Source organism: Wolbachia endosymbiont (group A) of Therophilus tumidulus (genome assembly GCF_964277345.1).
Taxonomy (GTDB): Bacteria; Pseudomonadota; Alphaproteobacteria; order Rickettsiales; family Anaplasmataceae; genus Wolbachia; species Wolbachia pipientis.
This window is the reverse complement of record NZ_OZ195515.1, coordinates 826,416-852,820: the sequence shown is the minus strand read 5'-3', so window position 1 is coordinate 852,820 and position 26,405 is coordinate 826,416. Positions and strand designations below refer to the sequence as shown.

Here is a 26,405-nt window from a genome sequence, read left to right as displayed (position 1 = left end):
TTAGCTGCTTTTAACTTGCAACTAACCTACACCGCAAGTGTTTAAGAAATTTACTAAGCAGGAAAAAAGGCAAAGAAACCCCGTAGTAGCTAGCATTCAAATTCTCCCTTGTCAATTTGACGTTTTTTGCTGTCTTAAACGCTTTGTAAGCGCGTTTCGGCTTATATAGGTAAAAACCCAGAAATTTTTAAAGACATGCGATGCACGTAGTGCGAAAAATTAAACATGAGACGCCAAATACCCTAAGTTTTTTGTCATTAACCTGCACAGATTGCGAAGATAAATAAATAGCTTCAGTTTCATGATAAGGGGGTTGGCGAAGGGTGTCAAGTAATTCCGTTCCTTATGGGTAAAAAAAGAGAAACTCTAAGTTGCAGCCGCACAATGTTTCTCTTTTCTGCTGTTGATGATTATTTCGCCTATTGTAACTGCCGCTAGAATAAAGCAATAATATACCTGTGTTAATAAAGAAATAGGTGATACAGAGGCGATGCTACCTGCTAGCAATAGTTGGGAACCATAAGGTAAGATACCTTTTGTAGCACAAGCAAAAACATCTAATAAGTATGCGCTGCGATGTGGCGCAATACTGTGTTTTTGTGCAAGCCTTTTTGCAATGCCACCACTTAGTAAAATAGCAATGGTATTATTGGCAACTAAGGTAGTAAACATAGACGCAATTCCTGCTATCACAAATTCAGCTTTAGTTTTTGTGATATTGCTTTCATCGATGAGTTTATGCAACGCTTTTTGACCTTGCTTGTACATTATATGGCTCAATCCACCGATAAATAGAGCAAATATCACTATTTCGTTTACTTTTTTGAAACCGTCATACACGTCATGAGGAAATTGAATGATAGCATAGTCAAAAAAAGTTATTCCTAGCACACCAGCAATAATTATGTTTATAGTTATTGTTACTAAAGTGGCGACTTCAAGCAGCCCCATGATTATTAAAGAAATGTAAGGAATAATTTTTATTATAGAATAATAATCTAAATTTGATATAGAAATAATTTTTGTACTATTTGAGGCAACTGCTAGGTAGATGAGTGTTATAATGCTGGCAATAAGTGCAACTTTAGAGTTCATTTTAAGTTTATCTTTTGCTGAAGCTTCCTGTGAAGAAACAGATGCAATGGTGGTATCAGATATCATCGAAAGGTTATCGCCAAACACGGCACCACCTACTACAGTTGCAGTTCCTATTTCGAGACCAAAAGCTCCACTTTTTGCCAGATTAACAGCTATAGGTACCATCAGCGCAACAACTCCCATAGATGTGCCAATTGCAGTTGAAATAAAAGCAGAAGCCAAAAATACTCCAGGCAGCAGTAATCTTGCTGGAAGGAAATTAAGAATTAAATTAGCAACAGTGTCTGCGCTACCGATTGATTGAGTCACCGCAGAAAATGCTCCAGAAAATAAAAAAATTAAACACATAGTAAGGGTGTTTTTGTCACCCATGCCCTTGATAACAGTATCGATGTTATGCTGAATTTTATTTGTACCACGTGAGACAGCAAAAAATAGTGCTGGTAATAAGCAGATTACTGGTGAAACCTGATGAAGTGGATTATCAGTTCCGATAAAAGAAAAATAAGCACCACTTCCAAGATACAAGATTAAAAAAATAATCAAGGGGACAAAAGCTGTCATTTTACTGTACCTAAAATTATAACTATAACTAATTAAGTGGTTTTAAGCAAGTTTGGTTTTCACTAGTTCTACAGGAAGTCAATAGCAGAGTTTTAAACTTCATATTTAATCTACTAAATAAATAGCACATGTAGCTTATTGCTTGACAATAGGATCTAATTGTTGTCTAGATTCCAGCATCACGCGCACAACTGTACGAACATTTGTTTGCGAAGAAATGTTATAGCTGGTTTTGCCTCAAACACAAAGATGTCATCCGAGTAGCTGACTACTTGGATCCAGAAAATTTTGCTGCGAGTAAGCAAATTTGTTTGGTGAGCATAGAAAGTGGAATGTGTAAGCGCAGCCTCAACAGGTTGTCATCCAAGTAGCTGACTACTTGGATCCAGATTGGATACTGAGTTGGTGAGTATAAAAGTATAGCTAACGCGAGCTCTACGTCATACCGCCGCAGAATAATTAACCGTCATACCGCGATTCATTCGCAGTATCCCTTCGCGGTATCCCTTAGCCGCTAACAAGCAGCGGGATGACGAGCTTATCGTCATGCCACCGCGAACCGTCATACCGCGATTCATTCGCGGTATCTCTAGATCCCGCTAACAAGCAGCGGGATGACGGTTGTCGTTTAGCTATAAATATTTAAGAAATTTACTAAACAGAAAAAAAGGCAAAAGAAGCCCCGTAGTTGGCTAATTACTTACATTATATAGTATTTTCTAAAATGAATGATAAATTTCCATTATGGTATTACCAACCAAAAGTTGTAAGTCTGTATATTTATGCATTAAAGGTCTGAGGCGGCTTTTGATGGTATTCCAACAATGCTCTATAGGGTTCAAATCTGGTGAATATGTTGGTAGATAGAGCAAACGGCATCTAGCATTATCTATTAACTCCTTTGTTTTGGGAGTTTTATGGAATGTGGCATTGTCCATAACTATTGTAGTACCATGTGGCAATTTAGGTAATAACATCTTCTCTAACCATGTATTGAATACCTCTTTGTCACACCCACCTTTGAAAGTCATTGGTGCAATAAATCTCTTTCCAATCCACCCGCCTATTATACTGATTCTCTCTCGTTTTCTTCCTGGAATATCTGCATAAATTTTCTTTCCTATTGGAGCACGTCCATACTCTCGGTATAACCTATTATCAACTCCTGCTTCATCTATATATAAGATGCTGGAATGGTCTATTTTTGAGATTTTATCGGTAAATCGCTGCCTATCTTCTTGATTGCGCTCTTGATATAGTGTAACTTTTTTTTAAAGTAATTCTTAGCTGTTTCAGCCTATACCAAATTGAATTTATTCCAAATCCAAGATTTTGTTTCATCTCTGCCAGCGTATGATCTGGATTCTTTTTAACATATTCTTCGAGTATTTTTGGGTCTATTTTTCGAATAAAGCTGCCGTTTTTCGATGGCCTTAGGCTTTCACCAGCGGCTTTCTTTCTTAACCAGCGGTACAGAGTTGCTATTCCTATCTCCAAAAGCTCTGCCACCTCAACCTTTGACTTCCCTTTTTCTATCATCGATACTGCCCTTTCCCTTAAATCCACACTATACGCCATTATAACTCAAATAGCTTATTATACCTTTATCATTTACTTTGGGAAGTACTATACTTTCAAGTATGGCGTTTTTTTATTCTAAACGCTTAATAACCGCGACTCAGCTGCTTTTAAATGCAACTAACCTTAGCTATAAATGTTTAAGAAATTTACTAAACAGAAAAAAAGGCAAAAGAAACCCTAGGGTAGCTAGTTATTCACTATCCATTTTTTAAGTTGGCGTTTTTTTATTTTTTAAACGCTTTATAAGCGCGTTTCAGCTTATGTAGGTAGAAGTTTGATAAAGACATAAGGTGCACATAGTGCAAAAAATTAAACATGAGACGCCAGATACGTGAGTTTTTTTGTCATTTAATCTGTACAGAGAAGATAAATAAATAGCTTCAGTGTTTATGATAAGGGGGCTGGCGGAGTTTGTCAAGCAAGTTTTTTATTTCTAGCGGTTGTTGCCAAAAACTATACAAGAAGTCTATTGAAATTACGTATATCAATCGTTGTAAAATCACACAATTGCTCTGTAGAGCTATGCCCTGTAATAATTACTATACCATTTTGCTCAGAGCGTATTGAGATTAGGTTCAGCACTAATTCACACGTTGCACTATCAAGATTACAAAATGGTTCATCTATCAGCCAAACGTTTGCATTAGAAATCAAGAGGCGAGCAAGCGCAACTCTCCTTTTCCAGCCTGCAGAAAGTTCGCCATATCTAATATTAAGTACAGGTTGCAACTGCAAGCAACAAATAGCTGCCACAATCAATTCTCTAGTATTTCGTATTCCTGCCCAGAATTCTACGTTTTGAGCAACAGTTAAGCTATCTTTACAGGCATTCTTATGGCCTATATAGACCATAGAAGATATATAGGATTTTGGATCATCATATATATCTTTTCCGCAGTGCCTTATATTGCCTGATACCGGCGGTAAAAGTCCAGATAAACTTCTAATTAAGCTGGTTTTACCACTACCATTTGGACCAGTGATTAGAATCTTTGATTTTAGCTCAGCTTTAAAACTGAGATTCTTAAATAGTACCTTATTATTACGAGTGCAGGATAAATTTTCACATTCAAGCATGGATTATCTGCCCTTTCCCTTATGTTTACCTTGAGTTGAAGCCTGAGCTTTTACAAACAGCTCCCAAAATCCTTTCTGTCCGCCTTCTCTATGTATCAATTGTGCAAAACGCTGCATTAAACCATTACCCATCATAACCATCTTTGTCCATTTACCTACCGGTTTTGCTATGTCAACTATTTCTGGATCTTCTTTATAAACTTGCACATCTTTTTGTTTCTCGCGTAGCGTTTCTTGTTGTTTCATCAACTCTTTTTGCTTATTTTTTTGATATAATTCATTGAATTTTCTGTCTTCTTCCCACTCTTCTTTAAAAACTTTTCTAGGAAATATGATTTTTCTAATGCGATTTTTGTATATTTTTCTCAAAAAGAGAAATACTGCAGCTACAGCAAGTAATGTTACGCTATATAATATGATCTGTGTAAGTGGCATTTCCTGTATCTAATTCATTAAAAATACCCTTACTATTATACCATAATTATAGAAATTGTGCAATTTTTTTGCGGGTAAAGACAATATAAAAGCAGTACTGCTCTATTTCGAAAATTGCGCAAATATCTGACGAACGGGCTTGTATGTAATAAGGTTTATTTCTATACTTCTTAAAGAATTTAGAAGTAAAACAAATATGAACTGCTATAAAACTCATACGTGCAATGAACTGAGGAAGAATGACGTAGAAAAGGAAGTTACCCTTTCTGGATGGTTATATCGTAAGCGCGACCATGGTAACCTAATTTTTGTTGATTTAAGAGACTTCTACGGAATCACTCAGCTAGTATTTAATAATGACAAAGACTTTTTTGATGAGATATCAAATTTAAAATTGGAGAGTGTAATTACTGTTACAGGAATAGTTGAAGCTAGAACTGAAGATACGGTAAACAGCTCTATTTCTACCGGAGAAATCGAGGTGATAGTCAACAATTTGCGCGTTGAGTCGGAAGTTGAGTTCCACTTTGATGAAGAAATAGCAAAAGAAGAAAGAAGTATATTGGCAAGCATTACCGGCGAGCAAGAATACCCAGAAAACATGAGATTTAAATATCGATTTCTTGACTTAAGACGTGAAAAAGTCCGCAACAATATTATTTTGCGCTCACAAATTATTGCAGAGCTCCGCAAGCTCATGATAGAGCGAGGATTTTTAGAGATTCAAACTCCAATACTCACTGCTTCCTCTCCTGAAGGAGCACGCGACTACCTAGTGCCAAGCAGGCTAAATCCTGGCAAGTTCTATGCATTGCCACAAGCTCCGCAGATTTTCAAACAGTTGCTCATGGTCTCAGGGTTTGATAAATATTTCCAAATCGCACCGTGTTTTCGTGATGAAGATGCAAGGGCTGACCGCTCTCCTGGGGAATTTTACCAGCTAGACCTTGAAATGTCTTTTGTGACTCAAGAGGACATATTTGACGTTATTGAATCTGCTTTATATAAAGTGTTCGCCAAATTTTCTCGCAAGTCTGTCGATAAAGATTTTCCACGCATTGCATACAAAGAGGCAATGCTTAAGTATGGTTCTGACAAGCCAGATTTGCGTAATCCACTATTAATCAGCGATGTTACAGAAATTTTCCGTGATTCAGGGTTCAATATTTTCAAAAGCAATATTGAGCGTGGTATGGTAGTGAGAGCCATCCCTGCACCTAAAACAGCAGAGGAACCACGCAGCTTCTTTGATAAAAAGATAGAACATGCGCAAAAAGAATTCGGTGCTAAGGGTCTCGGATATATAACGTTTGATAAAGATGGAACTGCGAAAGGCCCAATTGCTAAATTTCTTGATGAAAATAGGCTAAACCACATAAGAGAAGCAACAAACATAGAGCCAGGAGATAGTGTATTTTTTGCTTCTGACAAAGAGAATGAGGCGGCAAACATTGCAGGAAAAGTACGCACTCTTTTAGGGTCAGAACTCAGTCTTATAGATGATAATATCTTCAAGTTTTGTTGGATCATTGATTTTCCATATTTTGTATATGACGATAAAAGTAAAAAAATCGATTTCTTTCATAACCCATTCTCCATGCCACACGGTGGTCTGAAAGATTTAGAGGACAAAAATCCACTGGATATCCTTGCTTACCAATATGATCTTGTTTGCAATGGAATAGAACTGTCAAGTGGGGCGATTCGTAATAACAAACTGGATATCATGTATAAAGCTTTTGCCATTGCAGGTTATAGCCGGGGAGAAGTTGATACAAGATTCGGTGCACTTGTACGTGCATTCAGATTTGGTGTTCCTCCTCATGGTGGAATAGCACCAGGAGTTGATAGAATAGTTATGCTGCTTGCTGATGAGCCAAATATTCGTGAAGTAATCTGTTTTCCTATGAACCAGCAAGGTGAAGATGTTCTAATGGGTGCTCCTTCCAAGGTGGAGGATAAGCATTTACGTGAATTATCCTTGAAGGTTATTGAATGAAAAATTTTATAGCAAGGAGCACCGGTTAATGATATATTAGGTTATGTTAAATTGAAAGACCATGAATAATATCCAAAAAGCAATACTATCGGGCATGATCTGTAACATGATTGTGTGGTATGAACTCACTCTTTTTGGAGTATTAACAGATACAATCATCAACGTTTTTTTCCCATCAGAAGATCATTATTTGAGTACACTCAAATTCCTTGGTGTTTTTGCAATTGGTTTTGCGTTTAGACCAATTGGTGCAGTAATTTTTGGTTATATGGGAGATAAGTATGGCAGAAGAAAGACTTTACTTACTTCAGTAATATTAATTTCAATATCATCCACAATTATGGGAATTATACCTGGGTATAAAGAAATAGGGTTGCTTTCACCTGTATTGCTTGTGTTTTGTAGAATAGTGCAAGGAATAACTGCAGGAGGTGAAACAAGCATTAATACAGCATTTACGATAGAGCATTCAAAAGATAAAAAAAATCTAGGTTTCTTAGGAAGTATGAAGCCCTTTAGCGGAGCCCTTGGAACGCTCTTATGCATAACAATGATATTTATCTGCAAAAGAGTTACAGGTGAGAACTATGAAATATGGGGATGGAAGTTGCTTTTTTATTTTTGCTTTTTTTTGGGGACAATAGGTTTTTTAACTAGGTACATATTAAAAGAAAGCTTAGCATATAAAACTAATAAGTACGCTAATAATTTAGCACATTCACCATTGTTAGAACTAGTAAGAAACTATAAAAGACCGCTTATTATTTCAATCAATCTGGGAATTGCTCAGAATGCAATTGTCTACGCAGCAATAATGTTTTATAATATATCAATAAAAGAGCTAGTTATTTTATCTATTAGTGTTAAAGATTTAATGAGGATAGTAATACAGGTTGTATTTGCAGCATCTGCGGTACTTTTTGCAATTTTATCTGATAAAGTTGGAAGAAAACGCGTAATGATTCCTGTACTGATTATGCTATCTCTGATTGGTACATGTGTATTACCATTATTATCTTCCGTTAACCACTATGTCGTAATAATAACTTACTTATTGATTACTATACCAGTAGGTGCATCTTTTGGAATATATGGTTCTGTTATTTGTGAACTGTTTCCAACAAAAGTAAGATGCACTGGCGTAAGCTTAGCAAATAATATATCTGCAGGAATTTTTGGTGGCCTTTCTCCATACATATGCATGTGGCTTATAGAAAAAACCGAAACAAAACTTGCAGCAGGCATTTATCTTACTGCCTGCGCATTAATTAGCCTAATATCTGTGCTTCAAATTAAAGCCAAAGACAGAAAAGTTGATTGGTGAAATCGTTTCAGTCGAAAAATAGCGCTTCAATGGATTTTTCGATGTGTTTAGTGATAGGAGCGGTGATAGTGATTTCTTTATTGTTTGGCAGTTTTAAAGATAAAGAATGCGAATGAAGGTGAATTTTATTTGCTATCCCATCAATAAAAGCTTTTTTACCACCATATTTACCGTCACCAAGAATAGGGCAATTTATATGAGCTAAATGTGCACGTAACTGATGGGTTCTGCCGGTAATTGGTTGTAATTTTAAATAAGCAACATTGTGTTTGGATTTTGCTATAATTGAAAAATGCGTAGTGGCATTCTGAGGTGAATTTTCATCAACGACCACTTTTTCTTGACCTGAAACATATTTTTTCACCAATGGATAGTCTATTGTTCCACTATCCTTGCTCGGTATGCCAGAAGTTAATGCTAAATAAGTTTTTTTTACTCTTCGTCCTTTAAATTCTTCCATAAGGTATCTGGCAACATTAGCGTTGCGTGCGAATATTATCACTCCACTCGTATCTCTATCTAGCCTATGGACAATTTTAAATGTTTCTCCCTCTCTTATTTGGTCAAGCAAATCACTCATGCTAATCTTTACTTTTACGCCACCTTGAACGATGACCCCTGCGGGTTTGTTTATAGCTAGTATATATTCGTCTTCATATAATATGTTCTCTCTTAGTAGATTCACTAACTTTTCATTATATTTGCGATCAGAATTAGCGTTTTCAATATAATTCAAGTGCTTCAGCGTTATAGTTTGCCCAGAATTTACTCTATCACTGGACTTTGCTTTGCAATCATCAACTTTGATTAATCCTTTCCTTAAAGATTTTTCAATTACAGATTGCTTTAGATCAGGAAAGATTCTTCTGATGTACCTATCCAGCCTAACGTTATCGTCTTCTATTAATATGGTTTTTATACTTTGTAGCATTCCATTATTTATAATGAATATCTAGTGAAATGTCAATTATTGGTGTCATTCCAGTGTCAAGCACTGGAATGACACCGAAGGGGCTACTGCCGTCATAAAGGAACCAGTGTCAGCTACTCGGATGACAGGAGAAGGAGACTACTGAGATGACAGCTAGCCTGACAACCGTCATCCCGCTGCTTGTTAGCGGGATCTAGAGATACCGCGAATGAATCGCGGTATGACGGTTCGCGGCGGCATGACGTAGAGCTTGCGTTAGCTATACTTTTATACTCACCAACTCAGCTGGATCCAAGTAGTCAGAGCACTGGGATGACAAAAAAAGGAGGGCACTTGGATGACGGGAGAAGGAGCTATTTGGATGACATCGTTTACTATACAATGTTTGTACAGTTCTGGATAAAAAAATTAGCTAACAAATTTATAAACATCAGTATACAGCTCATCAACGCTTGGTTCTTTACTATTTTTGGCAAAATCTTCCGACTTTTTTACTAAATCACGTATTTCCTTATCAATTACTTTGCACTCTTCTTCTGAAGCCATTTTATTATCTGTCATGTATTTCTTTAAAGTGCTTATAGGGTCATGATTTTGCTTCATATCTTCAACTTCTTCTTTTAAGCGATAAGTAGCAGGATCTGACATTGAGTGACCGCGATATCGATATGTCTTCATTTCAAGCAGGATAGGCCCTTTTCCGCTGCGTGTGTGTTCCGCTGCTTCGCTTGTAGCCTCATAAACAGAGAAAAAATCCATTCCATCAACTTGTTTTCCAGGAATACCAAAACTTTCTCCTCTTTTATATAACTCTGTTACTAAAGTTGACCTTTGCACGGAGGTTCCCATTGCGTATTCATTATTTTCTATGATGTAAACCACAGGCAACTCCCACAAAGATGCCATATTAAACGATTCATATACTTGTCCTTGATTTGCAGCACCGTCGCCAAAATATGTAAATACCACATTATCTTTTTTCTTATATTTATTAGCAAATGCTATTCCTGTGCCAATTGGAACTTGTGCTCCCACTATTCCATGCCCGCCGAAGAATTTTTTTTCAACGTCAAATACGTGCATCGAACCACCTTTACCTTTCGAGCATCCTGTTTCTTTGCCGGTAAGCTCTGCCATTACAACATTTGGATCAGAATCACATGCGAGCATTAAGCCATGGTCTCTATAACTTGTGATAAAAGCGTCACCTAATTTTGATGCAGCTTGAGTTCCAACTGCAACTGCTTCTTGTCCTATTGATAGGTGACAGAACCCGCCTATTAATCCCATCCCATATAATTGTCCTGCTTTTTCCTCAAATCTGCGTATGAGTAGCATTTTCCTGTAGAATCCAATTATCTGTTCTTTAGTGAAATTTTCTGCTTTCATATCGATTTCTTTTTCATTAAACTAACACAATACCAGGAATTTTAAATTTTTGCTAATGAACTATTACCACTGGCTTGAGGCTTTTCACGTTATCTCTGTTATCATGTGGATGGCAGGTATGCTTTATTTACCCAGGCTTTATGTCTACCATGCAACTGTAAAACCGGGATCGGAAAATGATAGCTTGCTTCAAACAATGGAAAAGAGGCTACTTAGATATATCATAAACCCTGCAATGCTTTTCTCACTTGGTCTTGGAATTACACTAATGGTTATTAGGGAAGCATATCGTGAAGGATGGTTTCATGTAAAAGCATTTGCAATACTTTTGATGTTAATTATTCATATGCTACTTGCAAAATATAGGAAAAATTTTGCAATGGGTTCGAATAAGAAGTCACATATTTATTTTCGCGTTTTAAATGAAGCAGTTACAGTATTGATAATAGTTATAGTTATTATGGTTGTTGTAAAACCTTTTTGACTGACCTTACCCAAAAAAAGCAGAAAGCTCGTATCTGTTCAGATGCATGGCTAATGCTGAAACAAAAATTCCAGTGCTCCCTTTCTTGTCATCCCAGTGTCAAGCACTGGGATCCAGCTTTCTTTACAAATTCACCAAAAGTGCTTCATTCTATAACGCAAAACCCATACTCACCAAACTCAATGCATTACTTGCAATTAAGTTTCCTGGATGCCAGTGTCAAGCTACTCGGATGACACCATTCTTTTTCCTGGATCCCAGTGTTAGCTACTTGCATGACACCATTCTTTTTCCTGGATCCCAGTGGGCTTTGTTGCATCGCTAGCTATGATGGATAAAGATAAAAAAGGTAGAGAATATCAGTAGCTTATTATTCTGGTATTTATAACAAGAACGGTCAGTGAATACCTAAATTTGAGTAAAAGAAATTTCACTACCACTCACTAATCCGGCTAAAATTCAAGAATTTCAATGCTTTAGCTATTTTCAATAGAATTAAATTTATTAATATAAATAATAAATTACTATTCTTAAATTTGATCAGATTGATTGCAAAAAAACAAGATTTTCAATAGGTTGCTTATAATCCTAACTATAGTTAGCCTTTCATAAGTAGCGATGCAACAAAGCCATCCCAGTGTCAAGCACTGGGATGACAAGAAGAGGGCACTGCCCTCTTGGATGGAAGCCAGTGTTAGCTACTTTCATGACACCCTGACAACCGTCATCCCGCTACTTGTTAGCGGGATCTAGAGATACCGTGATGGTATGACGTAGGGGTTGCCGAGAACTTGTCATCCCAGTGCTTGACACTGGGATCCAGTTTTTCGTATAATTTTGTCAAAATCTATTGTGCTAGCAAGTTCACTAGCGTCACGCGCTGGTCTGTTAGACATTTACGTGTAGGGTGAAGAAATTTTGAAAAAGACATACCAAATATGAAAGGCCTATATATTAAAACTTACGGCTGTCAGATGAACGTTTATGACTCCGTTTTAATGGAAAATGTAATTAAACCTTTGGGGTTCAACGTTGTTAGTGATGCAGGGAAAGCCGATTTAGTGATACTGAATACTTGTCACATTAGAGAGAAGGCAGCAGAAAAACTTTACTCAGAGCTTGGGAAGATTCATTCGTTACGAAAAGAAATGACTATAGTGGTGGCTGGGTGTGTAGCGCAAGCAGAGGGAGAAGAAGTGTTCAGAAGGGCTCCTTTTGTTGATATTGTTGTTGGTCCGCAGAGTATCGCTACCTTACCGGAGCTGATAGTCAAAGCAAGCAGAAGTAAAGGTCATGTAATAAACACTGATTTTCCTGAAGTTGCAAAGTTTGATAAATTGCCAGATGAATGCTATGGCAATAGCCAGGGGTCTTCTGCGTTTCTTGCCATACAAGAGGGTTGTGATAAATTTTGTACGTTTTGTGTAGTGCCCTATACTCGTGGAGCTGAGTATTCACGGCCAGTGAATGAAATATTTCGTGAAGCATTGAAATTAGTTGCAAATGGGGCAAATGAGATCAATTTGCTTGGTCAGAACGTCAATGCTTACCATGGGGAGTGCGAAGGGGAAGTGTGGGATTTAGGAAAATTAATTAGTCATATTGCTAAAATTGAAAAGCTAGAGAGGATTCGTTATACAACTTCTCATCCAAGAGATATGCATGAATCTCTCTACTTGGCACATGCGGAAGAGCCAAAGCTCATGCCGTTTGTTCACCTGCCTGTGCAGTCTGGTTCGAATAAAATATTGCACGCGATGAACAGGAAACACACTGCAGAGGAGTATTTGGAAATAATAGACAGATTTCGCAAATTGAAACCTGAAATCGAATTTTCTTCTGATTTTATTGTTGGTTTTCCTGGAGAAACCGAAAAAGATTTTGAAGAAACTATGAAATTAGTAGAAAAAGTTAGATATGCTCAGGCTTATAGTTTTAAATACAGCCCAAGACCAGGCACACCGGGAGCGGAAAGAAAAGATCAAGTACCAGAAGAGGTTAAAACAGAGCGCCTTCTTCGTTTACAGAAATTAATTAGTAAGCAACAACTTGAGTTTAACCAGAGTATGGTAGGTAAAACTATACCTGTTCTATTTAGCGATAAAAAAGGTAAACACCAAAACCAAATTATTGGTAAAAGCCCATATATGCAATCAGTGTGCATTGATGATTCTGAAGATAAATACAGGGACAAAATAGTAAATGTGAAAGTGTTGGAAGCTCGGCAGAGTAGTTTGCTGGGGTGTGCATTTCACTGATTTTAAGCAGCGTTAAATATAAATCTTAAGCAAAGAGTATTGAAAAAATGCAATCATAATCTTTTTCAAAAGTTACAAAGTTTAATTGCTACCTCTGCTGAACGGGTACCTTAAACCTACAAATTTGAGCTTACCTATATCAATTTTTTGTACAAGATGAGTTAGTAACAACTTTATGTATAAAATTGAAGAAGAATAAAAATACAATAACGAGCATTAAATTAAATATTCCCACCTTTAAAAAACCCTCTTTATATATTTCTAAAGATTCTAAATAATTTATTTTACCATTTACTGAAGGAACTGACATAAATTTTGATATTGCAACTCCGGCTAGGTTAGAAAACGCTAATGACAGCATTACTATACCCATCACTACTCCTCTAAGGTTTTTGGGGGCTAGTGTAGTTGCTTGTTCTTGGACTAATGGAGCAATACATAATTCTCCCAGTCCCATAAAGGAGATAGCAATTATTAAATATAAGTATTCTACTTTACCTTCAATGTTAGAGTTTAAACATCCTATGTACAGTGTGAAAAAACACATAGCCATTGTCAGAAGGCCAAGGGTAAACATGGAAGTTGCATATTTTTGCTTAAACTTCATGTATGTTCCAAAAAGAAAGCCAAATATTATAATTGACAAAGGATTTATGGCTTGAGAAACTGAAGCTGGGATTGTTATACCTAATACATTGTTAATAACGTTTCTTTCGGTGAATAAGTTAACCAAAGAGCCAAGCTGCATTTCTAAAGCAAAAAAACACAAGAAAAATACCACAAGAATAGATAATGCCACTAATTTTCGTCTTTGTTCTGCTGATAATTTAGATATTATATAAATAAATATGCCCAGAGCTGTTATTCCAATAAATATGAGCATATTAGTAAAAAATTCACTATGTATAAGCATTTTAGCAATTATTGATGATGACAGAAAGCTTCCTATCAATACTATACCAAAAATTTTAATCCCTAATATGCGCTTATTCATAAGCTCTGGATAAGGAGAAAGGCCGCTATCTCCTAAAAGATTCTGAAATTTGAGAAAAAAGATTAGCCCTATAGACATCCCAATACCAGCTAAACCAAAGCCGTAGTGCCAGCCAAACAAGTGGGCTACATAACCACATGAAATAGAAGCCAATATTGCTCCAATATTCACACCTACGTAAAATAAAGTAAAGCCTCTGCTACGTTCAGGATCGTCTTTGCCATAGCATGAACTAAGTAAGTTAGTTACGTTCCCTTTAAACATACCAGTACCTATGGCTATTAGAGATAAACCTAAATATAATAAACCTGGTTCAAACTTAACCAATGACATGCAAGCATGACCTGCTATCATCACTATCCCTCCAAGCAACACCATGTTGCGGAATCCCATCAACTTATCAGCTAAAAAACCTCCAAGTATTGGTATAGCATAACCTGTTGCAGCAAATAATGAGTAAATAGTAAAGGCCCTCTCATCAGTGAAACCTAAGTGAGAAGTCAAAAATAGGACCAAAAGTGCCCTCATTCCATAGTAAGAGAAACGTTCCCACATTTCAACAAAGCACAACATTTTTAAAAATTGTGGAAACTTATCTGTCTTCTGATCCATAAAATACCCCTAAAGCTTGGGTTAATGTTAAGTAAAACAATAAAAACTGCAAGTAAAACTTAAAAAAAGGTATTGGAAGCTCGGCAGAATAGTTTGTTGGGGTGTGAGCTACGGAAATATTTTTGAATTTGTAATTTTTCAAAAAGCCCTATATTCTTTAGTTTTACATAGCGAACATGAAGTCAAAGCATTATCCTGATACAGTAAGTAGTCCTGATTTTTTATCGTTAGAAAAGGAAATCATAAAATTTTGGCAGGAAAACAAAGTTTTTGAGCGGTCAGTTGAAGAACGTTCCAAGGATAATTGTTTTGTCTTTTACGATGGGCCTCCGTTTGCAAATGGACTTCCGCATTATGGACATTTACTCACTGGTTTCATCAAAGACGCATTTGCAAGATATCAAACTATGCTTCAAAAAAGGGTTGAACGTAGATTTGGCTGGGATTGCCATGGATTGCCGGCTGAGATGGGTGCAGAAAAAGAACTTGGAATATCTGGTAGAACTGAGATAGAGAAGTTTGGTATAGATAAATTTAACGATCATTGCCGTACTTCTGTGATGAAATTTTCATCAGAGTGGGAGAAGTATGTAAATAGGCAAGCAAGGTGGGTAGACTTTCACAATGACTATAAGACTATGGATAAATCATTCATGGAGTCGGTCATGTGGGCATTCAAGCAGCTTTATGATAAGGGTCTGGTGTATGAATCAGTGCGCGTTGTACCATATAGCTGGGCATGCGAAACTCCATTATCTAATTTCGAAACAAGGCTTGATAACGCGTATAGAGAAAAAGTTAGCAAAGCTGTAACTGTTGCATTTGAGCTTTTAGAAAACCCACAGCAATTTAAAAGTGTTAAACGAAAGTGTAAATTACTTGCTTGGACTACAACTCCTTGGACGTTGCCGAGCAACTTGGCTTTAGCAATAGGAAAAGATATTAAGTATTGTGCAGTGTCAGTCCACCCTTTGATGTCATTCCAGCGCGTGACGCTGGAATCTATTTCTGGATCCCAGTGTCTGGGCACTGGGATGACAGGGAGTAGTGAAGGAAGTTCAATGAATGGTGAAATATACATTTTTGCTGAAAGCTACTTAGAGAAATTTATCAGCCACTCTGAACAAAACAATATTCCATATGAAAACTGCAATATAAAACTTAAAGCGAATGATCTTGCAGGTCTTTCTTACAAACCACTGTTTGACTATTTTAAAGACACAAAAAATGCATTTCGCGTTTTTATTGCTGATTATGTGACGGAAGAAGACGGTACTGGCGTTGTGCATACTGCTCCTGGATTTGGTGAGGAAGATTTTTACCTTTGCCAAAGCCATGATATTCCAGTTATTTGTCCAATTGATAACAGTGGAAAATTTACTGCTGAAGTTTCAGATTTGGCAGGGGTTCATGTTTTTGATGCCAATGATACAGTAATAAAAAAATTGAAAGGGCAGGGAAGTTGGTTTAAGACTGAGCAATATATTCACAATTATCCACACTGCTGGAGAACTGACACTCCTTTGATCTATCGAACTATGCCTTCTTGGTATGTTGCTGTTACAAAATTCAAAAGCAGAATGGTAGAGCTAAATAAGAGAGTTAATTGGATACCAAACCACATTAGAGATGGTCAATTTGGAAAATGGCTTGAAGGGGCACACGACTGGTCAATTTCACGCAATCGATTCTGGGGTACGCCAATCCCTGTATGGAAATCAGATGATGCGAGATATCCAAGAGTAGATGTATATGGTTCAATAGAAGAACTGGAGAGAGATTTTAATGTTAAAATAGACGACTTGCACAGACCATTTATCGATACTTTAACAAGACTAAATCCTGATGATCCAACAGGAAAATCAGTTATGCGCCGTGTACCTGACGTGTTTGACTGCTGGTTTGAATCTGGCTCGATGCCATTTGCGCAAATCCACTATCCGTTTGAAAATAAGGAGTGGTTTGAATCTGCGGATTTTATCACTGAATACATAGCGCAAACCAGGGGGTGGTTTTATACGCTCTTTGTATTGTCCACTGCTTTGTTTAATAGGGAACCATTTAAGAACTGCATATGCCACGGTGTTGTTTTGGATGTAAAAGGGCAAAAATTGTCCAAACGTTTGAATAACTATGCAGATCCAATGGAGGTTTTTGATAGATACGGTTCTGATGCACTGCGTTTTCTTATGCTTTCTGGATCTATTGTTTGTGGTGGTAATTTGCTACTCGATAAAGAAGGAAACTCAATACGAGATGTTCTGAAAAACGTAATAAAACCTATTTGGAACAGTTATCACTTTTTTACTATGTATGCAAATGCAGATGGAATTAAAGCTGAAGTTTGTAAGGATTATCAAAGCACTATTGATCGTTACATGATTTCCAAGTGTTTTGAAGCTGTAGAAGGTATCCAAGCTTCTATGAACAACTATAACTCCCAAGAGGCTTGCAAAATTTTAATGAACTTTTTTGAAGTGCTAAATAATTGGTATATTCGTCGCAGTCGCGAGCGTTTTTGGAAAAGTGATTTGGATCAGGATAAAACTGATGCTTATAATGTTCTATATACGGTTTTTTATTACATACTAAGAGCTGCAGCTCCTTTGTTGCCACTTATAACAGAGAATATATGGCAAGGGCTTAAGTATGAAGAAACATCTGTTCATTTGGCTAATTTTCCACAATTAGAGAAGTTTGATAGTCAGCTCATTGCCAAGATGGATCTAGTGAGAGAGGTGTGCAACTCTGCACTTTCGATCAGAAACACTTTTAATATGCGTATCAGACAGCCGCTTGGCAGTATGATCATTTATCATCAGTCTTCCTGTAGTTTTCTTGAAGGTGAACCGCTTTCTGTCATCCCAGAGTTCTCTCCTGTTATCCAAGTAGCTGACACTGGGATCCAGTGTGCTGCAGATTCAAATGAGTACCAGGAGATGATAAAAGATGAGGTGAATGTAAAAAGCTTGGAATTAGTAAACAGACTTGAAGGTATTGCATCACTAGAGTTAAAGCTAAATTTCCCACTGCTTGGGAAAAGAATTCCAGACAAAATCAAGAAGCTAGTTCAATATGTCAAGGAGGGAAAATGGAAGCAAGTTGAGAATGAGCAGATATTTCTAGGAGACGAATCAGAGAACTATATTATAGAAAAAGGCGAATATGAACTATTGTTAAAAGCAAACAGTGAATATTCCTCTGTATTTGATAACAATAAAGGGATTGTCATTCTAAATACTGAACTAAATGATGAATTAATTCTAGAAGGGCTTGCAAGAGATGTCGTGAGGCTCATTCAGGAAACCAGGAAACAAGCTGATTTTCATATGTCCGATAGAATCAGAGTAATAATCAAAACAGAAGATGAGAAAATTAAGGAAGCAATAAATACGTGGATTGAATATATAAAAGAGCAGACCCTTACCTTATCTTTGGACATTAATACAGAAATTGGAACTAACTTTTATTTTAAGGAGTACCAAAATTTGATAGTTGGTATTAGGTTAAATTATTAGTAGTTGAAAGTTGTCATTGTTTATGCTATACTTAGGTTACTTGAGGTAAGGTTATGGTATGCATGCTGTTGTAGATTGTAAGAAAGTTGTTGACTTAAATAACAATAGTGATGATTTAGGTAAAGTAGAATCTATTTCCAATGTTACTTTGGAAGAGGAAGAGTCTTTTGATGCTATGGAAGCTGTTTCTAATGTAGAAGAAGGGAATGATTTAGGTCTTGCTACTTCAGAAGAGGAAGAAGAATTTTTTGATGCTGTGGAAGAACAAGAGCCGTTAGCTAATTTTAACGTTCCACTCAGTATATTTCATTATAAAGATTATAACTCTGATTTTTTTACTTCTTGGTATAATATATCAAGTAGAATATTTAAAGAGGTAAATCGAGCTTGCCCGGAGAAGAAAGTATTAAATTTAGCTCTATCAGTTTTAATGTTTCCTTATATAGTTTTCACTGCGTTAGGATTAGCCGTATATAATAAATTAAAAACAAATGATAAGACACAAATCAGTTCAGAGGAGAATAAAACAAAAAAAAGTGAAGTAAGTGAAAGTACAGCAAAAAGATTGGCATATGGTGTTCTTGCTGCAATAGTGATTCTTGTTAATATCGCTGTGCTTGCAGCATTACTTATTCCTGCAACACTCGCTTTGGCTACTTTTTATCTTTTAAATAAAAAATTATCTCATTTTTTGATTGCTGCTATTAAAATAAGTAATGGGTTATGTCAAAATGAACACCAAAATATTGAGGTGTCTTTTCATGAGATAGAGGCTATTGAAGCAGACATTAAGTGGAATATGGAAGTTAAGTTTCCACCGCAATTTAAACAACTACTTAGAGATTTATACGAAGATAAAGATGGTAGTTGGTTTAATGTTGCACGTGATTCAGAACATAATACCATACTGAAATTATCAGCTAATATCCACTTAAAAAATGGTCTTAAGCCTTTACGTAATGAGATCAAGAATGTGCTTGCAACTTCTATTCAAGAATTTGCGAAGACTATGGAAGAACTGATAAAGCTAGAAAAGAAAGAGATTACATATGATAAATTGAAGGAATTGTTGGACGAATTCAGGTTAAAAGTGGTAAGTAGCATAGATTTTAAGTTGACAACTCACTTAATATACAACGCCTATCAAGTTGCCTTTATACAAGCAGTTAGGTTTCAGCTGGATAGACGGAAAGAAGGTTTTTCACTGGAAGATGAGATAAAAAATTCTTTAGTGAGACAGGAATTAGAGAGTCAAGGTAAGGAATTACCAGGTGAGAAAGAAGTGATAATAAGAGATCTGAAAAAAGCAGGAGCAAAAGTACCGGATGTTTTAGATGATAGTGAGCTTCCTATATTTAAAGCAGAATGGAAGCGGCTTAAAGAAGAAGGGAAGATAGCTAAGAGAACAATTATTGATGTTTATAAATATATACATAGTAGAGAAACAGAGACAGCTCTAGGTAATGCTAAAGAAGAGATTAATCTTTTAAAAAAAGAAGGACAAGAAAGATATATTAGGATACATGAAAAATTGAAAGAAATATATGGAGATGTAAAAAAGAATAATTTAGCAGGTGATGTTTTAAGAAGAAGGTTAGAAGGTCTTTTTAAGTTCGAGTATGATGATCAAGAAGTTGAGCAAAGGCTAGTAAAATCAGTAATGAAAAAAGCCAAGGGTGAGTTAGGCCTATTAGGCATGCTCAGCTTAATAGACCAGTTTCGGGATTTAGAAAAGGAGATAAAAGGTTCTTTGAGTGAGAATTTAAAAGAAGCTTCAGATAAAGTAAATGCTTTTGTAGCAAAGATATATTTAGAAATAACGAAATGCAAAATACAAAATGTACTCAAAGGCCAAGCAAAGGGTATAGAGGATTCATGTAAACTGTTAGAGGAAAAGGAGCCGGATTTAGTACAGAGGATTAATGCGCACCGAGCGGAAATTGCAGAATGCTTAGAGCAACCTATATCGTTAAGGAAAGTAATAGAAGAAAATGAGGATTTAAACAAATATTTAGAAGGTGAGCGAAATAGGAAAGGAGAACAGCATCCAAGTACAAAATTAATAGAGAAGCATTTGAAAAATAACCAAGAAATTCTCAAAGCATTAAAACAGTTAGAATTAGAAGAAAAAGGATTGTTGATAAATGAAGAAACAAAAAATGATTATATAGAAGAACTAGAATCTCGCGAAAAAATAAAGTTTGCAATAATAGAGGATGATTTACTGAAGGAGTTCGAGCGTGAAACTTTTAACGAAGAAGCAGTTAAGAAGTTGTTAGAGGAAGCGGAACTTGAATACTATTTGGCAGAAAAATGCATAAAAAGTCCTGTGATAAAAACAAAAAATAATATCAAGCACTTTTATCAAGGTTTATTGTCTCCTTTGATAGATAATTTGACAAAAGATATAATAAATAATATACCAGGAAATAGTGAAGGTTGTATACAGAAAGTTAAGAACTGGAGTAAAGTTATGTTTGGTGCAATAAAGATTGGAGCATCAAATGCTTATAAAGAGACTACAGAGAGAAAAGCGTTAAATGTGGCACATAATACTTATAAAGAAGGAGAGACATTTCTTCAATGTTTTCAGTCAAATTATGAAGGTGTTGGAGCCTTTTTAGGTAATTTATTTTCTGATGATGGGGTAACATTTAAAAATGATGTGTGGCCTAAAATAGAAGAGCATTTGCATGGAATGTGGGATAGATTTTTCAAGGATATTGAATTCAATATTGGAAATAAATTGGATGAAGTAAGTGTGACACAGCAACGGCAGGAAACTATGATTGTGACTCAACGATAAGTTCTCAAAGTTCCTCCGGTATTTTCACATACTAAATTAACTATAGCACTTGATTCTTTTTGGATCTCTTTTTCAGTTAAAGTGTGAGTTGGAGAGCAGAAAGTAACTGACAATGCTATAGACATCTTATTCGATTCTATATTATTTCCATGGTATACGTCAAATACTAAAACTTCTGTGATGAGCTCTGAGCTTTTTTTTACCACATTGATTATGTTACCTACTTTCACATCCTTATTTACAATAAATGCAAAATCACGTTTTACACTTTGGTATTTATAATCGATAAATTTCTTTCTACTTACAGGTAAATTTTCAATATTTTCTAATATCACCTCAAAACCTACAACTTTTTGCTTGATGTCAAAAAGATCTAATATATTAGGATGCAACTCTCCAAAATAACCTGCTACTTTATTCTTAAAAGAGAGAGTGCCTGACTTTCCTGGGTGGTAATGTTCTTTTTCTGCTCTCTCTATCGTTAAATTATCGCAATTGACGTTAAAAAACTCCAAAGCTGCTATGCAATCAGCCTTTGCGTCAAAAACATCTACTTTCCTATTAGTATTATAATGGTTTCGCGGTAAATTATTTCCTGTTCTTATTCCACTTAAAACATGTTTAGACTGAGCTTCACCATCGTAAATCGGCCCGATTTCGAAGATTGCAAGATCAGATATTCCATGGGCAATATTATCAGCAGTAACTTGCAATAAATTTGGCATAATACTTGGTCTCATTATATTAAAGTTATTGTTAAACGGATTATCGATGATAAATAACTTATTCGAGTAACCAAATTTTTCAGCTGTTGATTCACTCATAAACGACCAGGTTAGCACTTCATGAAACCCTCTGTTTGTCATCAAAATACGCAAATTGTCGTATGTACTATCTACTTCTTCAACATTATTTGGTAGTGGTTCTTCTTTTATTTTGTCATAGCCGTATATCCTTGTTACTTCTTCAATTAGGTCAACCGGTATTGTCACGTCCGGTCTCCAGCTTGGTACTTGTACATTCCAATTGCCTTCGGTTTTTTTATCAATATTAAACCCTAGTTTCGTCAAGATATCGAACACTTCATCAGGCAATACAGATACACTTCCAAACTTGTTTACATCTTGGTAATCAAAGCTCACCTTGGTGTCAGCCCTATCTAAGCTGCCAGCAGACACTACGCTTGAGGCTTCTCCACCACATAAATCCAGAATCATTTTAGCTGCAAGGTTGAGTCCATCAAAAGTAAATTCGGGATCAACAGAACGTGCAAATCTGTAACTAGCGTCTGTGGAGATGTTTATTTGCCTTGCAGATTTAGCGATAGATATAGGGTCAAACCAAGCAGACTCTAAAAAGATATCAGTAGTTTCAAGTGTACATCCACTGCACTTTCCACCTATAATTCCAGCAACTCCATGAATATTTTTATCACCTGCAATAACGCTCATGTCTTTGTTTAATAAGTATTCTTTACCGTTTAAACCAGCAAATTTTTCTCCGTCGTTTGCTTTGCGTACTGTGAGCTCTCCTTCTATTTTTTTTGCATCATACGCGTGCATTGGGCGGCTGAAAGATATCATAATATAGTTCGTGATATCAACTATTGTAGAAATGGAGCGCATTCCTATCGATTCCAATTTATCTTTTAGCCACTTTGGGCTTTCTTGATTTTTTACATTGGCGATGTATATTCCACTAATAAAACTTTCTCCGTCAGTAACTTCAACATCGATTGGTGAATTTATGGAGCTGGTAAGTTGTGGAATGCTTAAAGTCTTTAATGTTCCAATTCCAGTTGCAGCAAGGTCGCGAGCTATTCCATAAATGCCTAAGCAATCTCCACGGTTTGGAGTAACATTTATATCAATTACAGGGTCACAATTGAAAAATTTATCCCCTACTTTATAATCATCGGAAAGCTCGATTATTCCTTCACTTTCCTCTTGAACCAACGCAAGTTCAGAAGCAGAGCAGAGCATCCCTTCACTTAGCACTCCTCGTATTTTTGTAGGCTTGATTGTGAAATCACTTTCTGGCAATGTGCTACCAAGAGATGCAAGCACAGTTTTCATACCTTCTCTAACATTGTTTGCTCCGCAAACTATTTGTAGAATTTTACTTCCGTCATCTACTTTACATAATTTTAATTTATCAGCATTTGGATGCTGTATCACCTCTAATACTTCTGCAACAATAAAACCAGCTAATTTGGTATTGTCGATCACATCTTCTACTTCTAACCCTATGTGAGTTAATTTATCGGTAATTTCTTCTAAACTAGCATTGGTTTCTAAATACTCCAGTAACCAAGATAACGTGAATTTCATCGATCTAACAAGAAACAAAAAAGTTATTGTAATATAAAATGTAGTGCTTTTAAAGCTTGTTGTAGTGGAATACTTCTACATCATTGTTTATGATGTAGAAGCTTTTGTAACTTTATATCTTCTTGCGAAGAGAAAGAATTTTTTCTATATCACCTTTTAAATCTATCTCCAGAAAGAATTTAAGACTTTCATAATCCCAGGCATCCTCATCAATGTTACCATCAAAAAAGAAGTGTATTATTGCATTGTTGAGTCCTATGTAATAATCGCGAGTATCTTCGTCAAGGAAACAATCTACTGATTCGATGTATCCGTTACCAAATTCCTGCTCCAAATTTAAAGGATGATTAGTGTTAATAAAATCTATTTCGTTCATTATATACCTCACTAAAAATTAAATTATAATAGACCTCTTTCGAAACTCATATAGACAGCTCAAAATTGTGAATTCCTGCTATTAAATTGAATCTCAAGCCAAAACGTTTTCTCCGATTGCGGTATCTGTCTGCAATAATTTTGAATCTTTTTAACAGACCAATTACATTCTCAACTACTACTCTTTTGCTTGCTAGCTCCCGATTTTCTACCTTTTTTTCCTTAATTAAGGGACTCTTTTTCATCCTTCTGTGTGGCAACTCGACATTTTTGTGAATTTTCTGAAAACCTCTATAGCCAGCATCGGCTAAAACTTTTATACCTTCTGATACATGCACTTTTGACTCCTTGAAAAGCCGAAAGTCATGCTTTCTCCCGTTTGAAAATGACGTACAAATAATTTTCTTGCTCTTCTTTTCTGCAATTATTTGTGTTTTTAGCGTATGTTTTTTCTTCTTTCCTGAATAAAATCTTTTCTGCTTTTTTTTGGTCTCTCTACAGGTGTTTCCGTTGCATCAATCACCAAAATCTCATATTTCACGTCGCTTTTTAGGAGTTCTTTTCGTCCTGGCAATGCGAAATCTTGGTGTTGTATTAGAGTATCCTCTACCCATTTTACAGTTTTATATGCCGTACTTTCACTTACTCCATAACTTTGACTTATGTGAAAATATGTACGGTATTCTCGTAAGTATTCTAATACCATGAGCAGCATATTCTCCTCGTTTAGCTTATTTTTCCTTCCTCCTTTGGCTTTCTTTTTTTTATTTTCTTCACATAAAATCCCTACCATTTTGTTAAATGTTGATCTCTTTACTCCTGTTAGTCGACGAAACTCCCCTTTATCGAGCTCTTTCACTATTTCATACTTCATTTCTCCTTACCTCAAAATTACTATTTTTACTGCTTTATCCTAGTTTCGAAAGAAGTCTAATCAAAATAAGATATTAAGTCAAGATATTGAATAATTTAACAAGATTAGTAAATTTTAAAATACAGAGCTGACTGTAATTAACATTCTAATTACATATTTTGTTAATATGTTAATGTTATAATAATACAGAGCCTTATCTTAATTCTTGACTTTGTCCTATAAAATTCATACTTTATTTACTGTTTATAATTCAGATTAAAATGGCATTAAATCCGCTGGAACAGTTTAAAGTATATACGGTAATAGAGTTACCTAGGTTATTTGGGTATGACGTAAGCTTTACCAATTCATCTCTTTTCACGATGATTTCGGTGATATTGGTGATACTCTTTTTGCTTTTTGGAATAAAGAAGGGGGCAGTAATACCAGGATATTTGCAAGCTGCAGTTGAGTATGTATATGATTTTGTTATTTCAATAATAGAAAATAACACTGGAAGCAAAGGCTTGCAGCACATTCCATTGATATTTACAGTGTTTATTTTCATTTTATCGTGTAATTTAGTTGGTGTTCTTCCTTATAGTTTCACGGTCACAAGTCATGTGATAGTCACCTTCGCTTTATCGATGGTGGTTTTTATTTATATAACGATTGTTGGATTTAAAGAAAGGGGAGTAGAATTTTTACGCATATTGCTACCAAAAGGAACTCCTTCGTGGCTTGCACCTATAATAATTATTATTAAGTTGTTTGCTTATTTAGTAAGGCCGGTTAGCCTATCAATAAGGCTTGCAGCAAATATGATTGCTGGTCATACAATCATCAAAGTGATAGCAGGGTTTATTGTAAATATGAACATATTTTTCACTCCTGCGCCGTTTTTGTTCATAATTGCATTGATAGGATTTGAAGTATTTGTTGCAATTTTACAAGCTTATATATTTACTATATTAACATGTGTATATTTGTCAGATGCAGTAAAGTAATTGACTTCCTTGTAGAATATTTTACAATTATATTATAAAGAAATAATTAAAGGTAATATATGGATTTAGTAGCTTTAAAATTTATAGCAATTGGTTTAGCTGTGTTTGGAATGCTCGGTGCTGGTTTAGGTATAGCTAATATCTTCTCTGCTATGTTAAATGGGATTGCGAGAAACCCTGAGTCAGAAGGTAAAATGAAAAGTTACGTTTATATTGGTGCTGCCATGGTTGAAATCATGGGATTACTTGCGTTTGTACTTGCAATGTTATTAATATTTGCTGCTTAACAGATGCCACAGCTTGATGTTTCAACCTTCTTTTCTCAAGTTTTTTGGTTTTTAATTTTTTTCTCTTCACTTTTTTTCGTAGTAAGTTGTTTATTTTTGCCAAAGTTAGATGAAATAATAAGCACTAGAAGTAAAGAAGTATTGGATTCTTTTAATAGTTCTGTTCATCTTTTAAGACTCACGGAAGATCAGGTTGCCAAGTATAATGCCGCTTTAAACCAAGCTAGAATACAGGCAAAAAAAATCATAGATGATGCACTTGCTCAGGTAGAAGAAATGAGAGCTAATGTTAAGAATATATTAGAAGAGGAAGATAAAAAAAAGAGCAAGCTTATTGAAAAAAAAGTGGCAGAATTTAAATCTGAATATACTGATCAGTTAAAACAAATGGCTACTAGTATTGCTTTAATTTATTATACTAAATTGACTAATTCTGAAATTGAAGAGGAATTTATTGCTGACTTGGTGTCCAAAGAATTTTAG

At 35.6% G+C, this 26,405-nt stretch carries 22 protein-coding genes; 11 read left to right on the top strand and 11 right to left on the bottom strand.

Annotated elements, in window-relative coordinates; genetic code table 11:
• Positions 1–366 precede the first annotated feature (366 nt).
• Entirely contained in the window at positions 367–1,662 is a 1,296-nt protein-coding gene (locus tag ACICQD_RS04625; RefSeq protein ID WP_006280467.1) for a Na+/H+ antiporter NhaC family protein, read from the bottom strand.
• Positions 1,663–1,865: 203 nt separating this feature from the next.
• Between ACICQD_RS04625 and ACICQD_RS04620 the strand changes: the two genes are divergently transcribed.
• Positions 1,866–2,033, top strand: a complete 168-nt coding sequence (locus tag ACICQD_RS04620) for a hypothetical protein (RefSeq protein WP_155975180.1) — start codon at positions 1,866–1,868, stop codon at positions 2,031–2,033.
• Between the two features lie 348 nt (positions 2,034–2,381).
• Here the strand turns inward: ACICQD_RS04620 and ACICQD_RS04615 are convergent, their stop codons facing one another.
• The 4 genes from ACICQD_RS04615 to ACICQD_RS04600 all read right to left on the bottom strand — a co-directional run bounded on the left by ACICQD_RS04615 (position 2,382) and on the right by ACICQD_RS04600 (position 4,755).
• On the bottom strand, positions 2,382–2,864 hold the full coding sequence (locus ACICQD_RS04615; RefSeq protein ID WP_231115908.1) for an IS630 family transposase: 483 nt from the start codon (positions 2,862–2,864) through the stop codon (positions 2,382–2,384).
• Between the two features lie 28 nt (positions 2,865–2,892).
• Positions 2,893–3,240 carry an IS630 transposase-related protein gene (locus ACICQD_RS04610; protein ID WP_155968342.1) on the bottom strand — a complete coding sequence of 116 codons (348 nt, stop codon included), beginning with the start codon at positions 3,238–3,240 and terminating at the stop codon, positions 2,893–2,895.
• A gap of 456 nt (positions 3,241–3,696) precedes the next feature.
• Positions 3,697–4,320: a heme ABC exporter ATP-binding protein CcmA gene (gene ccmA, locus ACICQD_RS04605; RefSeq protein WP_007548816.1), complete on the bottom strand. Its 624-nt coding sequence runs from the start codon at positions 4,318–4,320 to the stop codon at positions 3,697–3,699.
• 3 nt (positions 4,321–4,323) lie between these two features.
• Positions 4,324–4,755 (bottom strand): hypothetical protein, encoded by a 432-nt coding sequence (locus ACICQD_RS04600; protein WP_174515653.1) that lies wholly within the window; start codon positions 4,753–4,755, stop codon positions 4,324–4,326.
• A 196-nt stretch (positions 4,756–4,951) separates the two neighbouring features.
• Here ACICQD_RS04600 and aspS point away from each other — a divergent pair, with 196 nt between their 5' ends.
• The gene (aspS, locus tag ACICQD_RS04595; RefSeq protein WP_395461662.1) at positions 4,952–6,754 is read left to right on the top strand and encodes an aspartate--tRNA ligase; all 1,803 of its coding nucleotides are present in this window, start codon (positions 4,952–4,954) and stop codon (positions 6,752–6,754) included.
• A 61-nt stretch (positions 6,755–6,815) separates the two neighbouring features.
• On the top strand, positions 6,816–8,078 hold the full coding sequence (locus tag ACICQD_RS04590) for an MFS transporter (protein WP_006280528.1): 1,263 nt from the start codon (positions 6,816–6,818) through the stop codon (positions 8,076–8,078).
• 7 nt (positions 8,079–8,085) lie between these two features.
• On the opposite strand, the gene ACICQD_RS04585 is transcribed toward ACICQD_RS04590, so the two are convergent.
• Together ACICQD_RS04585 and pdhA are read right to left on the bottom strand one after the other, a co-directional pair.
• Complete coding sequence (locus ACICQD_RS04585; protein ID WP_006279888.1) at positions 8,086–9,009, bottom strand: RluA family pseudouridine synthase; 924 nt, start codon at positions 9,007–9,009, stop codon at positions 8,086–8,088.
• A gap of 408 nt (positions 9,010–9,417) precedes the next feature.
• Positions 9,418–10,398: a pyruvate dehydrogenase (acetyl-transferring) E1 component subunit alpha gene (gene pdhA, locus ACICQD_RS04580; protein ID WP_006279887.1), complete on the bottom strand. Its 981-nt coding sequence runs from the start codon at positions 10,396–10,398 to the stop codon at positions 9,418–9,420.
• Positions 10,399–10,453: 55 nt separating this feature from the next.
• On the opposite strand from pdhA, the gene hemJ reads away from it, so the two are divergent.
• The 3 genes from hemJ (at position 10,454) to miaB (ending at position 13,140) form a co-directional block, all read left to right on the top strand.
• Positions 10,454–10,882: a protoporphyrinogen oxidase HemJ gene (gene hemJ / locus ACICQD_RS04575; RefSeq protein ID WP_010082641.1), complete on the top strand. Its 429-nt coding sequence runs from the start codon at positions 10,454–10,456 to the stop codon at positions 10,880–10,882.
• Between the two features lie 46 nt (positions 10,883–10,928).
• On the top strand, positions 10,929–11,207 hold the full coding sequence (locus ACICQD_RS04570) for a hypothetical protein (RefSeq protein WP_395461661.1): 279 nt from the start codon (positions 10,929–10,931) through the stop codon (positions 11,205–11,207).
• Positions 11,208–11,820: 613 nt separating this feature from the next.
• A complete protein-coding gene (gene miaB, locus ACICQD_RS04560; protein WP_010962578.1) occupies positions 11,821–13,140 on the top strand; it encodes a tRNA (N6-isopentenyl adenosine(37)-C2)-methylthiotransferase MiaB in 1,320 nt (439 codons plus the stop codon).
• Positions 13,141–13,279: 139 nt separating this feature from the next.
• On the opposite strand, the gene ACICQD_RS04555 is transcribed toward miaB, so the two are convergent.
• Positions 13,280–14,746, bottom strand: a complete 1,467-nt coding sequence (locus ACICQD_RS04555; protein ID WP_007548626.1) for a peptide MFS transporter — start codon at positions 14,744–14,746, stop codon at positions 13,280–13,282.
• Between the two features lie 176 nt (positions 14,747–14,922).
• Here ACICQD_RS04555 and ACICQD_RS04550 point away from each other — a divergent pair, with 176 nt between their 5' ends.
• Both ACICQD_RS04550 and ACICQD_RS04545 read left to right on the top strand, forming a co-directional pair.
• On the top strand, positions 14,923–18,264 hold the full coding sequence (locus tag ACICQD_RS04550; protein ID WP_395461660.1) for a class I tRNA ligase family protein: 3,342 nt from the start codon (positions 14,923–14,925) through the stop codon (positions 18,262–18,264).
• Positions 18,265–18,322: 58 nt separating this feature from the next.
• Positions 18,323–21,070 (top strand): hypothetical protein, encoded by a 2,748-nt coding sequence (locus ACICQD_RS04545; RefSeq protein WP_395461659.1) that lies wholly within the window; start codon positions 18,323–18,325, stop codon positions 21,068–21,070.
• Here ACICQD_RS04545 and pheT read toward each other — a convergent pair.
• The 3 genes from pheT to ACICQD_RS04530 all read right to left on the bottom strand — a co-directional run bounded on the left by pheT (position 21,061) and on the right by ACICQD_RS04530 (position 24,649).
• The gene (gene pheT / locus ACICQD_RS04540; RefSeq protein ID WP_209472911.1) at positions 21,061–23,400 is read right to left on the bottom strand and encodes a phenylalanine--tRNA ligase subunit beta; all 2,340 of its coding nucleotides are present in this window, start codon (positions 23,398–23,400) and stop codon (positions 21,061–21,063) included. The two genes, ACICQD_RS04545 and pheT, sit on opposite strands and share 10 nt — an antisense overlap.
• A 112-nt stretch (positions 23,401–23,512) precedes the next feature.
• Entirely contained in the window at positions 23,513–23,776 is a 264-nt protein-coding gene (locus ACICQD_RS04535; RefSeq protein ID WP_010962582.1) for a hypothetical protein, read from the bottom strand.
• A 46-nt stretch (positions 23,777–23,822) separates the two neighbouring features.
• A protein-coding gene (locus ACICQD_RS04530) for an IS5 family transposase (protein ID WP_395461446.1) occupies positions 23,823–24,649 on the bottom strand; the annotation gives its coding sequence in 2 pieces (ribosomal slippage) (positions 23,823–24,262 and positions 24,262–24,649; 828 coding nt in all).
• 260 nt (positions 24,650–24,909) lie between these two features.
• Between ACICQD_RS04530 and ACICQD_RS04525 the strand changes: the two genes are divergently transcribed.
• From ACICQD_RS04525 to ACICQD_RS04515, 3 genes are read left to right on the top strand one after another with little or no spacing between them, the layout of a single operon-like run.
• Positions 24,910–25,635: a F0F1 ATP synthase subunit A gene (locus ACICQD_RS04525; RefSeq protein ID WP_155968396.1), complete on the top strand. Its 726-nt coding sequence runs from the start codon at positions 24,910–24,912 to the stop codon at positions 25,633–25,635.
• 59 nt (positions 25,636–25,694) lie between these two features.
• Positions 25,695–25,922, top strand: a complete 228-nt coding sequence (locus ACICQD_RS04520) for a F0F1 ATP synthase subunit C (protein ID WP_006014985.1) — start codon at positions 25,695–25,697, stop codon at positions 25,920–25,922.
• 3 nt (positions 25,923–25,925) lie between these two features.
• Positions 25,926–26,405, top strand: a complete 480-nt coding sequence (locus ACICQD_RS04515; protein WP_065094794.1) for a hypothetical protein — start codon at positions 25,926–25,928, stop codon at positions 26,403–26,405.

Coding starts and splice junctions, on each gene's coding strand:
- ACICQD_RS04570 (WP_395461661.1), top strand. CDS start 10,929: ATGGCTAATGCTGAAACAAAAATTCCAGTGCTCCCTTTCTTGTCATCC.
- ACICQD_RS04525 (WP_155968396.1), top strand. CDS start 24,910: ATGGCATTAAATCCGCTGGAACAGTTTAAAGTATATACGGTAATAGAG.
- ACICQD_RS04625 (WP_006280467.1), bottom strand. CDS start 1,662: ATGACAGCTTTTGTCCCCTTGATTATTTTTTTAATCTTGTATCTTGGA.
- ACICQD_RS04590 (WP_006280528.1), top strand. CDS start 6,816: ATGAATAATATCCAAAAAGCAATACTATCGGGCATGATCTGTAACATG.
- hemJ (WP_010082641.1), top strand. CDS start 10,454: ATGAACTATTACCACTGGCTTGAGGCTTTTCACGTTATCTCTGTTATC.
- ACICQD_RS04610 (WP_155968342.1), bottom strand. CDS start 3,240: ATGGCGTATAGTGTGGATTTAAGGGAAAGGGCAGTATCGATGATAGAA.
- ACICQD_RS04600 (WP_174515653.1), bottom strand. CDS start 4,755: ATGCCACTTACACAGATCATATTATATAGCGTAACATTACTTGCTGTA.
- ACICQD_RS04520 (WP_006014985.1), top strand. CDS start 25,695: ATGGATTTAGTAGCTTTAAAATTTATAGCAATTGGTTTAGCTGTGTTT.
- ACICQD_RS04585 (WP_006279888.1), bottom strand. CDS start 9,009: ATGCTACAAAGTATAAAAACCATATTAATAGAAGACGATAACGTTAGG.
- aspS (WP_395461662.1), top strand. CDS start 4,952: ATGAACTGCTATAAAACTCATACGTGCAATGAACTGAGGAAGAATGAC.
- ACICQD_RS04545 (WP_395461659.1), top strand. CDS start 18,323: ATGCATGCTGTTGTAGATTGTAAGAAAGTTGTTGACTTAAATAACAAT.
- pheT (WP_209472911.1), bottom strand. CDS start 23,400: ATGAAATTCACGTTATCTTGGTTACTGGAGTATTTAGAAACCAATGCT.
- ccmA (WP_007548816.1), bottom strand. CDS start 4,320: ATGCTTGAATGTGAAAATTTATCCTGCACTCGTAATAATAAGGTACTA.
- ACICQD_RS04515 (WP_065094794.1), top strand. CDS start 25,926: ATGCCACAGCTTGATGTTTCAACCTTCTTTTCTCAAGTTTTTTGGTTT.
- ACICQD_RS04555 (WP_007548626.1), bottom strand. CDS start 14,746: ATGGATCAGAAGACAGATAAGTTTCCACAATTTTTAAAAATGTTGTGC.
- miaB (WP_010962578.1), top strand. CDS start 11,821: ATGAAAGGCCTATATATTAAAACTTACGGCTGTCAGATGAACGTTTAT.
- pdhA (WP_006279887.1), bottom strand. CDS start 10,398: ATGAAAGCAGAAAATTTCACTAAAGAACAGATAATTGGATTCTACAGG.
- ACICQD_RS04550 (WP_395461660.1), top strand. CDS start 14,923: ATGAAGTCAAAGCATTATCCTGATACAGTAAGTAGTCCTGATTTTTTA.
- ACICQD_RS04535 (WP_010962582.1), bottom strand. CDS start 23,776: ATGAACGAAATAGATTTTATTAACACTAATCATCCTTTAAATTTGGAG.